The following is a 14,834-nucleotide window of genomic DNA, read 5'->3' as shown; positions in this document are numbered from 1 at the left end:
GGCGGCGGTCTCCTTCTCCGCCTTCGCCGTCTTCTCCTCAGCCTCCGCCGAGAGCCGCTTGGCGTGCGCGTCGGCGGCGGCGACCTTCGCGTCGCTCTCCGCCTTCAGCGCCACCGCGAGCTTGGCCTCCGCGGTCTCCTTCTCCTTCTTGGCGTTGTCCCGGTGCAGCTTCGCCCCGTCGGCGGCGGCCTTCGCCTGCAACTCGGCCCGGTAGGCCGCCTGCCTGCGGAACTCCGCCTTGGACTGCGCGGCCTGCGCCAGCGCCCGCTGGGCGATCGTGGCACTGTCCGCGGCGGCGGCCCTGGTCGCCGCCTCGGCCGTCTCGCCCGCCTTCACCAGCGCCGCGACCGCTGCCGCGACTCCCTGGGTGACCTGCGCCTTCTGCTGGCCCACCAGCAGACCGCGACCGCGCGGCGCACCGGCCGCGTCGGCGATCGCGTACGCCGCCTGCTCGGCGGTGGTGCTGGCGCTCTGGGCGTTCGTCGCCGCCGTCGCCTGGCGCTTGAGCTCGGCCAGCTCGGCCTGGGCTCCGGTGCGCGCGGCGTTCAGCCGCTGGGTCGCCTTGGTGAACTGCGACGCCGGGGGAACGGTCCCGTTGTGCTCGGAGACCTTGAACAGCACCTTCTGCGTGGCGGCCGTACTGCACGCGGCGGCGAGCGCGTCCTGACCCGCGGTATACGCCGGGAAGTTCAGGCACTTGGCCGCGCCCACGCTCTGCAGGGTCGAGCCGGCGCGGACGCTGAACTTCCACACCTGCATGGGGGTGCCGTTGCACGTGTAGAGCTGGATCTTCGTACGGTCGGTGGCGACGTCGAGGCACTTCTGCGAGTTGACGTTCTGCAGGCTGTAGCCCTCGCCGTAGCGTCCGTTGAACCGCCACTGCTGCGCCGCCGCCGTGGCACAGGCGACGACCTCGACGGGCGTGCCGTTCGCGGTGCCCGAACCCTGCGCGCCCAGGCACTTGCCGGCCGCGCCGGGAATCTGCACCGCCATCGGCGAGGTGCCGATCCAGCCGACACCGCCCGAGGACCAGAAGTCCTGCCACCGGGTGATGTGGTCAGCGACCCACGAGTGGCCGAGCAGCTTGCCCATCGACTCCGAAGCCGTGGTGAGCGCCTGCACCGCGTTCTTGTTCGCGGCCAGGACGTCGTTGCGCTTCGCGGCCTGGGCGGCTATCTCCTGCTGCCACTCGGCCGCGGCGGTCGCGGTGACCTCACCCAGGACCTGCTCGGGGTCCATCGGATCGCGCCACGCGCACGCGGCGAAGCGGGACTTGAGGTCCTCCACCATGACCCGGTGCTCGGCCGTGCCCGGTGCCGGTGCCTGCCTCGGGAAGCCGCCCGAGCCCAGGAAGAGACGGGCGTTGTCCGCACCGGTGGGCTCCAGGCTCCAGTCCGTCAGGTGCTCGTAGGCGTCGTGCAGGGCGACCTGCCGGTTCCAGTCCGGCAGTGCCGGACTGGGGTCGCTGCCGTACAGCGGCTGCCCCAGCGCCTTGACCGCCGCGACGGTCTTCGCGTCGGCGGGCGGGGTGGCGTCCTCGTAGAAGTCGCTCTCGTCCTTCCAGAACCGGTCGGCGATCCACGCCGTCAGACCGGTCTGGGAGTGGAAGTCCTGGCCGTCGCCGCCACTGGTCCCGGGCGGCCACTCGAAGTCGGCGACGGAGGCAAAGCCGCCCGGCGTCTCCAGGCCGGTGATCTTCCAGCTGTCGTGGAGCGCGTCGAGCCGGTTCAGCTCGGCGAGCGCGGCGTCCTTGTCGGTCTTGTACGCGGTGGCGAGCGGGGTCTTCTCCCAGTACTGCCGGTCGGCGAGCTGCCGCAGCTTCTCCGGGGTCTGGTTCAGCCCGTCCTTCGCCGTCACGGCCATCGACGGACCGCCCAGGCGCAGGACGTCCGACATCAGGCACTGGTCCTGACGCAGCAGTTCGGCCGGGGTGTCGACGTACCAGTCCGACGAGTCGGAGGCCTTGGCGGCACGGACGTCCACGGGGAGGGGCCCGGACTGGGTGGCCAGGCCGCCGAGCAGCGCGAGCGTGGTGACGGCCGTGACAGCGGGCGTGAAGACCGCTGATCTTCGTGATCGGGGTGGGAACAGCCTTGGTCGAGAGCGCACGGGATCTCCTTCAGCGGGCGTGCGGTGCGGGGGAAGCGGACAGCCTGGTGCGGCAGTCCGCGGTACGGGGGCGGGCGGGCCGGGAAGGGCCGCCCGGTTCCGTTCGGTTCGGGGCGTGCGGAGGGCGTGTTCCGCCGCGCGGCGGTGCGCGACGGACCGGTCGACGGGGCTCGCTCCGCTGCTCATGTCCGAACAGACGAGGGGAGGTTGGGGGCGCGGGCCGCTCGGTCCACGGGAGGGTCCGTGGGCGGCCGCTGGTTCGTGGGCGGGAGCCGCGGCCGGGGTGGCCGCCGGTTCGCGCGGGGCGCGGTGCGGGATCCTGGAGGGTGTCCGACGGTCCTGGTCCGGGGACGCGCCGCGCGGTGGGTCAGACCTCGTGGAGCCGGGGCGACGTGTTTCCGGCCGGACCATTCGGCGTGGCCTGTCCGACCCGCCCGACGTGCCGGGGCGGCGTCGGCGGCGCCAAGCGTCCGTACGCGATGAGCGCTCCGTCGATCCTGCACATGGCACAGCCCATGGCAGTTCCTCCCCCCGAAGAACCTGTGAGTCCAGGCGAACATGTGATCGGATCACCTGATCGCGCAGACACTACGATCGCCGTGCATGACGGGTCAACAGATCCATTGCCGCACAGCCGAATTGTGATCTCCACCGGCCAAGATGCCTGGTGGTGAACCACGTTGCTGCTACCGCCCCCTCACTGCTGTGACGTGACGCCGGACAGCAGGAGCCCGCCACCGGCGGGGCAGCACGCAGGCCACACCGCTGACGTCCGAGACGGGCAGAGCGTATGCGCAGTACGAAATCCCCCCACCGGGCGACCGTGGAGCGTGCCGCGATCAGGTGACCGTGGCCCGCGCCACGACAAGACCACACCTCGTCACGGCCCTGGACCCGCGTGAGACCAGAGAAGACCCTGCCCAAGGCCGGCCCTGCCGAGCACGGGCACCACGCCATCTGGAGTAACTCGCAGGCCACCCGCCGATGGCTGCGCGGTATCCGCGCGGAGGCACGTGATGCTTGCGCCAGGTGCGGTGCCTGCGCTCATGAAGCTCATGAAGAGGGAGACTCGTATGCGTCCAACGCGGCGGTGGCTGGGGTTGTCGGCGGTGGCGGCCATGGGGGCTGCGTCACTGGTCGCCGCGTCGTCCGTCACGGCCTCGCAGCGGGTGGCGGCGGTGGATCAGTACGCGGGGCACGTGGCCGGGCCGATCGACGGGTACCTGGCGGCGTACAACGAATTCCCCGAGCCGGAGCCGAGGATGGATCTCCGCCGGGCGCGGGGAGCGGGCCTGTTCGTGCGCGACGGACGCAACTACCTGATGACCGTGGGCCATACGGCGACGCTGAAGGGCTGGTACGTCCACGACTACGGGCGGTGGGAGACGCTGGGCCGGGTCTCCCACACCACCTACCGACTGAAGAACGGGCAGTGGAGCGACGAGCCGCCCCGGATCGCCCTGGTCGACACCCAGCGCACCGACATCGCCCCGCTCGTGCGGATCGCGCCGGGCGAGAAGAACATCACCATCGACACGGAGAACGGGCCCGTCACCCTGCCGCCGGTCGCGCCCGTCTCCCGGGTGGCCACCCCGGACAGCGCCCGGCGCGGAGGCACGGTCTGCTTCTCCAAGCTCGACGGCGCGTACTCCTACAGGTGCGGCGAGATCGTCACGTGGAACCCGTGCCAGCAGGACCTGGGGTGCCTGATGACGAGCAAGGACGGTTCAGCTCTGGTGGCCGGGGGCGACTCCGGCAGCTACGTGTGGCGCCCGCTGGCGGACGGCACGGTCGAGTTCCAGGGCATCCTGGACCGCAGCCTCGCGGGAGACGGCTTCTACCAGCCGGCCTGGCGGTTCACCGAGACCGACTGGAAGCCGGACCAGACCGCGCCAGGACACCCCACGGGCAAGGGAGGCCGGATCGTCACGGTCCCCTCACCGCCGAACGACCTCGCGGTGAGCACGGAACGCGGGAAGACCCGGATCTCCTGGTCACCCTCGACGGAGGACGCTGCCGACCCCGTCACCGGATACCAGGTCTTCCGCGGCAGCCGCAAGATCGCCGAACTCGGCCGAGAAGCACGCTCCTTCGAGGACCCGAAGGGTGATATCGCCGCCCCCACGGACTTCCGGGTCGTCGCCGTGGACAAGTGGGGCGTGCAGCGCACCGCCCGCCTCACCGACCAGGCACGGGGAAGCACCTACACCACGAGCCCGGAACGGTACGTGGACGGGTACGGCGAACCGGCCGGCTGCGACGACGCCGCCAGGGGCTGCGGCCTGCTCACCAACGGAGCATGGGACCCCAACTCGACCGAGGACACGGGCAAGGAGCCCAGCCCCTTCCACGGCGGCTGGCTCGGCTTCCACCCCTGGCGCACCGACCAACGCGGCGACATCCGCATCTCCGTCGACCTGGGGAAACCCACCCGCATCTCGACCATCTCCTCCCACTGGCTGCGCGCCGAGGGAACCGCCACGTACTACCCCCGCACCGTGCGCTATGAGGTGTCCGCCGACGGGCGCACCTGGAAGGACGCCGGAACGGCTTCCCCTTCGGGCGGCGACCCCTCTGCCGCCTGGCTGAGCATCGCGGTCTCGAGCGAACAGCCCGTCCGCCACATCCGCCTGACCGCAGAAGCCCAGCAGGCGTACTTCTTCACCATGGCCGACGAAATCATCGCGGCTGGCTGACGGCCCCCTGCCGACAGGCGGCAGCCGCTAGCGGGTCCGTTGCGGTTCGGGACGTCTCCATCCGAGGTGGCCCAGGCGCTCTCGCTCCCTGGGCCAGCGAGAGCCAGCTTCGCGCTGGCTCCGTCGGCACTTCCGGTCCGTGCGCCGGCGCGCGAGGCCCTGCGGACGGAGCCGCATTCACTGTCCACTCCGGGGTCAGGGTTCGCGGTCGGCCGTGACAGGTCCCAGGCCCTCGGGCAGATGGGCCAGCGCCAGCGTCACGGCCTCGCGTGCCGTACTGGCCTGTGCGAGGACACCGTCGTGCGGGTAGCGACGTACCTCGTAGGGCCGCGCCTCCCCGGCCGGGGCCAGGGCGATGACAGGCTGAGCGTGGGGATGGACGCTGGTGCTGAATCCCAGCACCCAGTGGCTGGTGAACGCCGACAGCCGCCGCAGCCTCGGTTCCGCGTACGCGGCCCGTACCAGCTCCCCGAACGCCACAAACGACTCCTCCTCCGCGGCCTGGTCGTGCAGCATCCGCCACTGCAGAGCGAGGACTGCCTCCAGGCCCTGCTCGTGCGCGAGCGCGAGCTTGGAGGAGTAGGTGCCAGGGAACTGGGCGTGCAGATGGGAGAGCGCAACCCCCTGCCCCCAGGCCACGGCGAGGCGGACCACGTTCCCCAGGCCGGTCACCGTCCCGGACACGAGCTCCACACCACGGTCCGGCCCCATGCCCGTGGTGAAGAACGTCCGCTCTTTCGCGCTGAGCTCTACCTGCAGCGGATCACGCACGACTGCTCCGTCCTGCCCCTCCCATCGGATCCGAGCCCCGGCGCCGTCCGGCACCACCGTCACGTTCACGCCCAGCTCCGCGCCCGCCTGGCGCAACGCGGGTACCAGGCCTCCGGCGGCCAGCACATCGGGACAGAGATCAGAATCCATCCCCTCAGTGTGCCTACGGGCGCCCGTGACGTCCCCAGGGGGCCTGCTCGCGCTCATCCGGCTACCGAGCGCTGAAGCAATCGTCGATCAGGGCGTGCATGCGGGAGAGGGTCAGGGCGGGGTTGGCGGCAGCGCCCTCTGCGGTGCGCGGGTCGCCAAGGAGCGTCTCCAGGGTGTGCGGTGCCAGGCCCGGGTTGGCGGCGGCGGCTCGGCGTACCGCGTCGTCGGGGTCGTCGACCGGGGGAGTGGCGAGGGCCGGGTCGGCGGCGGCGAGTACGCGTACTTCGGGGTCCGGATCGTCGATCAGGTGGGCCAGTCCGGTGGTGGGGAAGTGGGGCAGGGTGAGCAGGTGCGGGCGGTGGGCAGGACGAGCGAGGAAAACGTCCAGGAGCAGCTGTGAGGGTGCCTCGGGGTGGTAGCAGGCCAGCCGGATCCGTACCTCCTCGTCCTCGTCCAGGGCGAGTTCCGCGACGAGAGGGTCGGGCAGCCCGGGCCAGCTCGCCGCGGCCCGGCGCAGAGCGGGCTCCCCGGAGGACGCGCAGGCCGCGTACCAGTCGGCCGAGGGCCGGCGGGCAGGTTCGGCGAACGGACACGCGCAGTTCGGACCGTGCTCGACCGCCTCGCGCAGCATGGCGTACTCGACCCAGGTATGCGAGAAGGCGTGCAGGCGCGCGCACAGCCGCACGTCCTCATCCGAGTCGGCGGCCAACTCTGCGACCAGGTCCGGTCCCAGGTCGGGCCGGAGCGCGATGCGCGCGCGAATCCTGGCTTCGGGGTGGTGTGCGAGGCGTGCGAGGGCGTCGGCCGGGGCGTGGGGGTTGAGGGTCAGCTGATCTTCCATGCCGTCCGTGAAGCACTGCTCGACCAGCGCCGGGGTCAGGGCGCACGAGCTGTAGATGAATCCGCGGTTGTGCGGCCGGTACGAAGAGAGCCGAGCCTCGACCCGCTCGGCATCCAGCACCCAGCTGCTCTCCCGGGCCGCTTCGCGCACCGCTGGGTCCGGATCATCCAGCAGCCCCGCCTGCTCCTCCGGCGTGAGGGACCCCCAGTACCGGGTGGCCCGGATGCGCAGTTCGGGGTGTTCACGTCCTGCCAGGGATGCTTCGAAGGACGGCGGGATCTGCCGCGACGACTCCAACTCCCAGAGGATGTCGTTCGTATCGACCATCCCGTCCTCGCCCGCTTCCTGGGCGGTCAGCAGGGTCACCAGGATGTCATCGGGAAGAGGCCGGACCCACCGCACCATCCGGTCCCTTTCGAACCCGGTGTTGATGCCGCCGGCGAGACGGGCGCGGACCAGTCCCGAGCGGTCAGTGGCCAGCGGCGTGAGCCGTACCGGATCGATGCGCAGGTTACGGGCGAGCGCGCCGCGCACAGCAACTGCGGGATGGGACAGGGCCGCGTCGATGACGGCGTCAGGCAGAGCCCGGTCCTTGCACATCTCCAGGCCCACCTCCCCGCCCTGGTCCAGCAGGAGTATGAGGAGGTCGGAGGGCGCCGCCGGGTTGAAGGCGAGGCCGCGCAGCCACAGTTCACGCAGAGAGTCCACCACCCAGCCATCCTGCCACCACACCTCAACTCACCGCGCCTCGCCGCCCCTGCTCGCATCACCCGACGGTGTCCTTGGGCATGAGCCAGCTCCCCGCCGCACTGGCATCCTTCCTTGAGCCTCGCCGACTGCCTTGCGTCCTCCTGGAGGTTCCTCTGGGGTCCTCTGGCTCTGAGGGTCACAGCCCCTTGTCCGGTACCGGGGCCGGGCTCGGGTCGGTGACCTCGTCCGATACCTCGACCTGGGTCTGTTGGAGGAGATTGGCTCCGACGAGTACGCCCAGGGCGATGGCGAGGACGGTGAGGACGGCGGTGATCAGGATGCCGATGTCCTCGGTGGTACGGGTGAGGAGGAGGTCGGACACTCCTTTGAGGCCGAGGGACCCGGGCACGAGCATCCAGAACGACGGCAGGAAGATGACCTGGTTCGGAGTACCGGACCTGCGGGCGATGTAGGCGGCCACGGGTGGAAGGGACATGCCCGCGAGGAACGCACCGAACAGGGCGCCTCCGAGATGCCCGCCGGCGAGCTGGATGGCGCGTTCCAGGAGGAGGGCGGCCAGCACCCAGCCGGCGGCCGCGCGGGGTGCGGAGTCGCGGATGAGGAAGCCGAGTCCGAGAAGGAAGACACCGGCCCAGACCGCCCAGCTGCCCAGCAGTTCGGGAGGCGGTCCCGTGGGCGGGTGCGATCCGCCGAGTGACGTACCGATGAGGATGCCCAGGGTGAGGAGCAGCAGCACGTTCGCGGCGCCCGCCAGACGGGCGATGCCCGAGAGCATGGCGCCGGTGGCGAGTTCGATGGCACCCATGGTGAGGGCGGTTCCGGGGAGGAAGGCGATCAGAGGGGCGATCAGCATGGCGGTGGGCTGCTCGTCGAGGAGCGGCCCCGCCCAGCGCATGGACGCGGTCGTCGCGGCGGCAGCGGCCACGACCGGCAGCAGGCTGGTGAGAGCGGGATGGCGCTTGGCGATCTCACGCAGGACACCGACTCCGGCACCGAGCACCGCGTACGCCGCCAGGGAGGGCAGGGTCGGGTGCTGGATCAGGCCCAGGCCCACGGTCAGGATCATGTAGCCGAGGACCCCGAGCGTGACGGAGGTCTGCTGCGGCAGCTCCCGCACCCGCAGCAGCGCGGCGTGCGCCTCACCGAGGGGCAGGGCTTCCGCGCGCATCCGCTGGACGAGTGCGTGGAGCTCCTGGATCTGGTCCAGGCGCAGGTTCTGCCCGGGGACCGGCATGAAGTCGATGACCCCGCCGTGGCCGCCGGCCTGCGTACCGAGGCGGACGAGGAGCCCGGTGGGAACGATGAACGAGCGGACCTGCAGGCCGTACCGGGCGGCCACGTCCTGGATCGTGTTGGTGACCTCCCCGGTGTAGGCGCCGGAGCGCAGGAGCAGCTCGCCCAGCTGGCACAGGACGTCCGCGAGCTCCTGCGCCCATTCGGGCTCGTCGATGACCCGTGCGGGCAGGGTGACGGTGGAGGTCTCCCGTCTCCTGCGGAAGCCAAGCGGCTCACCCGTGAGGGAGACGGGATGGGGGGAGGGAAGCATCCCGCTCTTGCGGCCCGCACCGAAGCGGTACCTCAGCAGGGTGTTGCGCCTTCGTTTTCTCATGGACTGGGCTCACTGCTTCCAGGCGCTCACTGCTTGCAGGCACTCGCCGCCGCGAGCAGGGCGAGCGGGGATCGCAATCCTACGGACCGTCCTTCCGTTTCTTGTGCATCTCGCGCCGTGGCCCGCTGCTCTCCCTCCCCGGCCGAGGTCATGGATCAGCGGCGGTGCATGGTCGCCAGTGCCTCGACGAGGACCTTGGGGTCGTGGCCGCCCTTGTAGACGGGCGGGGGCTGCTTGTCGAGGTGGAGCAGGCCGGCGACCGCGGTCCAGGCGGTGCGTACGGAGTACTCGACGGTGAAGACGACGTCGTCGGGGACTTCTGCGTACTGGCCGATGAAGGCGAGGTTCGTGGAGCCCTTGGGAACGACCGGGGGGCGGTCACCGGCGGAGCGGACCAGGAACTGGCTGGTGATGTACGGCATCAGGGCCGGGATCACGATGGAGTTCTCCAGGATCCGCGGGCCCTGTTCGAAGCGCAGGTGCTGGAGCACCTCGTCGAGGATCTCGCGGCCGGTGCACTCGCGCATCGGCTTCTTCACGAAGTCGCCGGGCTTGTCGGGGAAGAGGGCGTAGCCCCACCAGACGAACGTGTCGTCGGGCTGCTCGTGGAAGTGCGGCTGGTGGTTGAGCACGATGGTGATCAGCCAGCCGGAGTCCTTGAAGGTGATCAGGCCGCCCTTGCCCGCCTCGCTGCGGGAGAACTCCTCCATCAGCTCGAAGAAGGTGGGGTCCTTGGTCGTGACTGTGAAGGACTCCCACGTCGAGTCGTCGGTCGAGGTGTTGAAGACGGCGGGTTTGCCCAGACCGTCCCGCTTGGCCGCCAGCGTCTCCCACAGGCGCCAGGAGCCTCCTGCGCCGGAGGTGTCCAGGACGGGGGCGGCGTCGGTGGAGCCGGTCGTGGAGTTCGCCGTCATCGACCCGTTGGTGACCAGGACGAGGTCGTCCGGGGCGATCTGGATCGTCTCGTCCTGTCCGCCGCGCGTCCAGGTGATCGACTCCACGGTCGGCCCGTCACCGTCGGCCAGGCCCAAGTCGGTTACCTGGGTGTCCAGTTGGATGGTGACGCCCTGGTCGGTCAGCCACTTCTGCAGGGGGCGCACGATGGAGTCGTACTGGTTGAAGCGCGTGCGGTAGATGCCGGACATGGAGTCGAAGGTCTTGAACAAGTGGATGAACCGGTTCAGGTAGCGCCGGAACTCGATAGCGCTGTGCCAGGGCTCGAACGCGAAGGTGGTGCACCACATCCACCAGAAGTTCGTGTGGAAGAACTCCTGGCTGAAGCAGTCGACGATGCGCTTGCCGTCCAGGAGCTTCTCCGGCGTACCCACGCACTTGACCAGCTCGAGGCGGTCGCGCTCGGAAAAGCCCATCGAGTGCGAGGGCACGACCTTGCCGGACGCGTCGACGAGCCGGGCGTGGTCGTCCCAGGCGAAGTCCTCGTGGAAGGCGAAGGTGTCGTCGGTGACGGACTTCGAAGGGTCGTCCAGGGACGGGATCGAGCCGAGCAGGTCGTAGGTGCACTCGAAGTGGATCTCGAACATGCGGCCGCCGCGCATGGTGTATCCGGTCTCGGGAGATCCGGCCGCGTCCAGACTGCCCCCGGTACGGTCCTGCTCCTCGAGCACCACGATGTCCGACCCGGCGAAGCCGCCGTCCCTGATCAGGAACGCCGCCGCCGACAGGGAAGCGATCCCGCTGCCCACCAGATACGCCTTCGCCATGAACAGAACCTTTCCGTACCGACCCGCGAGGCCCCCGAAGCATCCTCGCGCGGGGGCACCACCCCTGCCACTCAGGAGCCGGTTGCTGGACGGCACGCCTCGGGCGGGGGCGGGCGGTGGGCGGTGGGCGGTACGAGTACGCGCAGGTACGGGTGAGGGGCGGCACCGAGCGCGCCACGGCGGATTCCGGCACCGAGCACGCCCGCGCGGTGGGGTGGTCCACCATGGGCAGGAGCCGTCCGCGTCCGCGCGACCGGTGGAGACGATCGAGAAGGTACGCGCGCTGCGGTACGGCACGATCAGGGGGCGAGGGAAAAGCGTGATCGAGGATCTCCAGCGGTTGGCCAAGGCTCGTACGGCGTCCGTCGTCGAGCTGGCGAGCGAGCTGATCCGGCGTCCGAGCCGGGCGGGCATCGACGACTACGGGCCGGTCCTGACGGTGCTGGAGCACTGGCTCGCCGCCCGTGAGCTGCCGCACCGGCGCCTGCACGATGCTACGGGCGCCCTGGTGGGGCTGCTGGTGGAGATCACCGGAGGAAGACCCGGCGCGTGGTGGACGCTGGATGCGTGCGTGGACACCGCCACGTACGGCGACGAGGCTGCCTGGTCGTTCCCGCCGGCCTGCGGCGACATCGTGGACGGCTGGCTGTGCGGCCGGGGCGCGGCCGATTCCAAGCTCGCGGCGGCGACGTTCTGCCACATCGCCGCCGACCTCGCGCCCCGCACTGCCGAGCTGAGCGGCGGGCTCGCCGTACTGCTGGACGTCGATGAGCACACCGGCGGGTTCGGCGGCGCCCGTGCCTACCTCGCCGACCCGCTCGCGGCCCGCCCCGCCGGGGTGATGATCGGCTATCCCGGTCTGTCCGACGTCGTAGTCGGCGGCCGCGGCCTGTGGCGGGCCACGATCACGGTGCACGCCCCCTCCGGACACTCCGGCTCCAGCAAGAAGGTCACCGGAGCCATCTCCCGCGCGGCCCACCTCGTCCGGCTCCTGGACACCGCCGAGCTGCCTGGTGCGGATGACGCGTCCGGGTTCCCGTTGCCGGCGAAGCTCTCTGTCACCGCTTTCCACGGCGGGCAGGGCTTCTCGGTCACCCCCGACCGGGTCGACATCAACGTCGACATCCGCACCGTCCCCGGCTTCGACGGGCACGACGCCGAGGCCCTCGTGCGCGAGGCCGTCGCCGAGCTCGACGCGGAGCTGCCCGCCCCGGCACCCACCGAGGTCACCCCGGTCGCCGAGTGGCCGCCGTTCCGCCTCGTCACGGATGAGCAGCCGGCCGCCGCTCTGCTCCGCGCCGCGGCCGAGACGGGACTCACCGTGCGGGCGAAGACCGCGGGCCCATCCAACATCGGCAACCTGCTCGCCGGGCAGGGCATCGCGGCCACTGCTGGCTTCGGCGTGCCCTACGAAGGCCTGCACGGCATCGACGAGCGCGCTCACCTGGCCGAACTCCCCACGGTGTACGCCGTCTACCTCAGGGCCGTCCTCAGTCTTCTTGGAGCCTGAGGACCCGAGCACGTCCCACCTTCCTGCCGGATCCGCTCCCAGCAAGTGCTCGCTCAACGGGTCCCGCCCGCGCGGCGGACAAACCCGGGCCGCCGCCGGTCGCTCCGGCCGTGCCGTGGACGCGACCGGTCACCGATGGCCGGTCGCGTGACCTGGTGACCCAGGCCGCTGACCTCCACGCTGCGAGTGTCCCGGCCAGGGCGTCGACCCCGCCGCGACCCCCACCCGACCGCTACGTCTCCGGAGGACGCGCCACCGTGATCCCCCTCGCCCGCCACCGCCGTACGGCCGTCCTGCGCTCCACCACGACCGCCGTCGCGCTCGCCCTGTCGCTCACCGGCACCGCGGCCCAGGCGCTGCCTTCTACAGCCTTCCATCCCGCCCATCCCGCACAGGCACGCGCGGGCAGCATCACCGCACCACGCGCGGCAGCGGCATCACCGAAGGCCCTGCCGGACAGTGGCAAGCTGCCGTACTACGGCGACAAGCTCATGAAAGAGCTCCTGATGATCCGGTACGCCATGGAGAAGGGGCAGCCGCACAGGGCCTTCAACGAACTGGCGAACGTCGCCTTCACGCTCGCCGACCCGACCGGTCTCAGCGAGGAACAGCTGGACGACCTCGTCAGCCGGCCTCCCCAGGGCGTCGGACCCCTGGTCGTCTTCCGGAAGGTCGACCTCTTCGCCTTCCGCGACTACCTGCCCGCGGACGCCTACGACCGCATCCGCAAGGCGGGCCTCGACCACGTCCTGATGATCGGCGGGATGAGCTTCCCGGGGAGTGCCAAGGCCCACGACGAGGGCGATCCCAAGGGCCTGCACTCCGAGCCGCTCGTCCTGCGCGCCCTGAATCGCCTGGCCACCGACCCCGCCTACAAGGGGGCCTCCTTCGCACAGCTCACCTGGGCCTCGGACCGGGACTACTGCGAGGAGTGCCAGAAGGTCGTGGACGGCGGCGCGCGCCGTTTCTACGCGTACGACTACGGCCTCACCCCGGCCGAGATCGCCGAACGCGACAAGAAGATCGCCGCCGTCCAGAGCAAGACGTACGCGAAGCCGGACGGACAGCAGAAGGCGATCAAGAGGATCGAGATCAAATACGAGAAGATCGCCCGTGCCCGCAACGCCCAGGCACGCGTGGAACTGGGAACGGGCATCACGCAGGCCAGGAAGCAGTACGCGCAGGAGCTGGAGGACGAGAAGAAGTACGAGAACGCCACCAGCGACGTCCTGAACGTACCCAGTGCCCCCTGCCCCACCACCAAGGCCAACGGTGCGACGTGGAAGGGTGGTTCGCCGGCCGTGGCCGCCGCGCCCGCCGTCTTCACGGGCGCCGGACTCCGGCGGGCCGGGCCCTGCGACGAGGGCGGGGCGACGCGGGGGAGCAGCGGTCTGGCCAAGGCCCTGGCCGACCCTTCCGCCGCGCCGGGCGGCATCGACTTCACCACCCTGGAACTGCGCTACCTCTCCGACTCGGGCCGGGGCCTGCGCTACGCCTTCAACGCCGGGCCCGGCAAGCCCGGCGGCAAGGCCGATGCGGAAGCCGGGGTGAAGGCCGCCAAGGAGTCCTCGGACGCGTTCTTCGTCTGGCTCTCCATGCCGCGCTCCACGTTCTGGGTGAACCTCAACCCCACCGAGCCCGACCGGATCGTCAACCCGCTGCTGGGCGGCACCGACGTCGGCCGCGTCCTGCTCCAGGCCGACCTCCAGCTCAAGAAGACCACCGCATCCCTGATCCACCCGAAGACGTCCCGGGGCAAGGAGTTCTGGAAGCGGATCGGCAAGGACTGCCTGTCCTTCCGCACCTGGATCGTCCCCGGTGAGGCCCACGTCAACGACGACCAGGACCAGCTGTACATCCTGGACGCGCCCCTGAAGGTGAAGATGGAGTCCCAGCGCCTGTCGGGACCGGGCAGCACGGGGGCCGCCTCCTGCAAGGGCGGCGGCGACCCCACGGCCGAGGCACGCAACGAGGCCACGTTCCGGCAGCTGATCCTGCCCGGCATCGAGCGCGCAGTGAACCAGGCGCCCGAGTACGCCGACCTGCGCCGCGCCTACCTCGCCCGCGTCGCCGCCGAGTGGTACCGCCAGCGCGACGCCCACCGTCCCACCACCTACGGCGACCTCATCGACCGGGCCGACGTGAGCCGGTGGCGGACCCGCACGGCATGGAAGCCCCGCGACACCTTCGACGCCTACGTACGCTCCTTCAAGCAGGGGGAGTTCAAGTACACCGAGAAGACCCGCAAGGGCGACTACCTGTACACGCAGACGTACATCTACGGCGGCGTCGACCTGTCCCGGCTGGACCTGCGCACGGTCGCCCCGGCCCAGGCCTTCCGCGGCCGGTGGACGGACATGAGGCAGGACACGGCCCGGTCCGCCCGCGCGGCCCTCACCTCCGGGAACGGCTCCCAGGTCTGGATGGGCGGCGACCACTCGGCGTCCGCCGAGGGCACGCCCGGCCAGGGCGCCGCAGCGAGCGGCGGGAAGGGCGGAGGAAACGGTGACCGGGGGCTCCTGCAGACGGCCCTGGAGGAGTCCGGTGGTCTCGCCAGGCGCCTGGTGGCGGCCGTGATCGGGGCGGGGCTGCTGTACGGCGTCGTCCTGCTGCGGCGGCGCACGGCACGACGCCGGCCCCGGCCCTGACGCATTCCGAAGGGGTCCACTCCATCGCTTCCCTGCCGGGAAGCACGCCCCGCCACGATGAGCGCCGC

Annotated in this window: 8 protein-coding genes; 3 read left to right on the top strand and 5 right to left on the bottom strand. The window is 70.9% G+C overall.

The window, feature by feature from the left end; genetic code table 11:
• Positions 1–1,896: RICIN domain-containing protein (locus ABT160_RS44255; RefSeq protein WP_502984413.1), on the bottom strand; the 1,896-nt coding region annotated here is incomplete at its 3' end.
• Positions 1,897–3,227: 1,331 nt separating this feature from the next.
• Here ABT160_RS44255 and ABT160_RS44250 point away from each other — a divergent pair.
• Complete coding sequence (locus ABT160_RS44250; RefSeq protein WP_351655282.1) at positions 3,228–4,805, top strand: discoidin domain-containing protein; 1,578 nt, start codon at positions 3,228–3,230, stop codon at positions 4,803–4,805.
• A 195-nt stretch (positions 4,806–5,000) separates the two neighbouring features.
• Here ABT160_RS44250 and ABT160_RS44245 read toward each other — a convergent pair whose 3' ends face one another.
• The 4 genes from ABT160_RS44245 to ABT160_RS44230 form a co-directional block, all read right to left on the bottom strand.
• The gene (locus tag ABT160_RS44245; protein ID WP_351655279.1) at positions 5,001–5,726 is read right to left on the bottom strand and encodes a DUF6193 family natural product biosynthesis protein; all 726 of its coding nucleotides are present in this window, start codon (positions 5,724–5,726) and stop codon (positions 5,001–5,003) included.
• A gap of 61 nt (positions 5,727–5,787) precedes the next feature.
• Positions 5,788–7,278 (bottom strand): hypothetical protein, encoded by a 1,491-nt coding sequence (locus tag ABT160_RS44240; RefSeq protein ID WP_351655276.1) that lies wholly within the window; start codon positions 7,276–7,278, stop codon positions 5,788–5,790.
• A gap of 175 nt (positions 7,279–7,453) precedes the next feature.
• On the bottom strand, positions 7,454–8,887 hold the full coding sequence (locus ABT160_RS44235) for a threonine/serine exporter family protein (RefSeq protein WP_351655274.1): 1,434 nt from the start codon (positions 8,885–8,887) through the stop codon (positions 7,454–7,456).
• Positions 8,888–9,042: 155 nt separating this feature from the next.
• Positions 9,043–10,608, bottom strand: coding sequence for an oleate hydratase (locus ABT160_RS44230; protein ID WP_351655272.1), 1,566 nt, complete (start codon positions 10,606–10,608; stop codon positions 9,043–9,045).
• 319 nt (positions 10,609–10,927) lie between these two features.
• On the opposite strand from ABT160_RS44230, the gene ABT160_RS44225 reads away from it, so the two are divergent.
• Together ABT160_RS44225 and ABT160_RS44220 are read left to right on the top strand one after the other, a co-directional pair.
• Positions 10,928–12,118 (top strand): M20 family metallopeptidase, encoded by a 1,191-nt coding sequence (locus tag ABT160_RS44225; protein WP_351655269.1) that lies wholly within the window; start codon positions 10,928–10,930, stop codon positions 12,116–12,118.
• A gap of 257 nt (positions 12,119–12,375) precedes the next feature.
• On the top strand, positions 12,376–14,766 hold the full coding sequence (locus tag ABT160_RS44220) for a hypothetical protein (protein WP_351655266.1): 2,391 nt from the start codon (positions 12,376–12,378) through the stop codon (positions 14,764–14,766).
• Positions 14,767–14,834 lie beyond the last annotated feature (68 nt).

The organism is Streptomyces sp. NPDC001941 (assembly GCF_040296945.1).
Classification (GTDB): domain Bacteria; phylum Actinomycetota; class Actinomycetes; order Streptomycetales; family Streptomycetaceae; genus Streptomyces.
The sequence above is the reverse complement of the archived record's forward strand: the minus strand, read 5'-3'. Positions and strand labels throughout refer to the sequence as shown.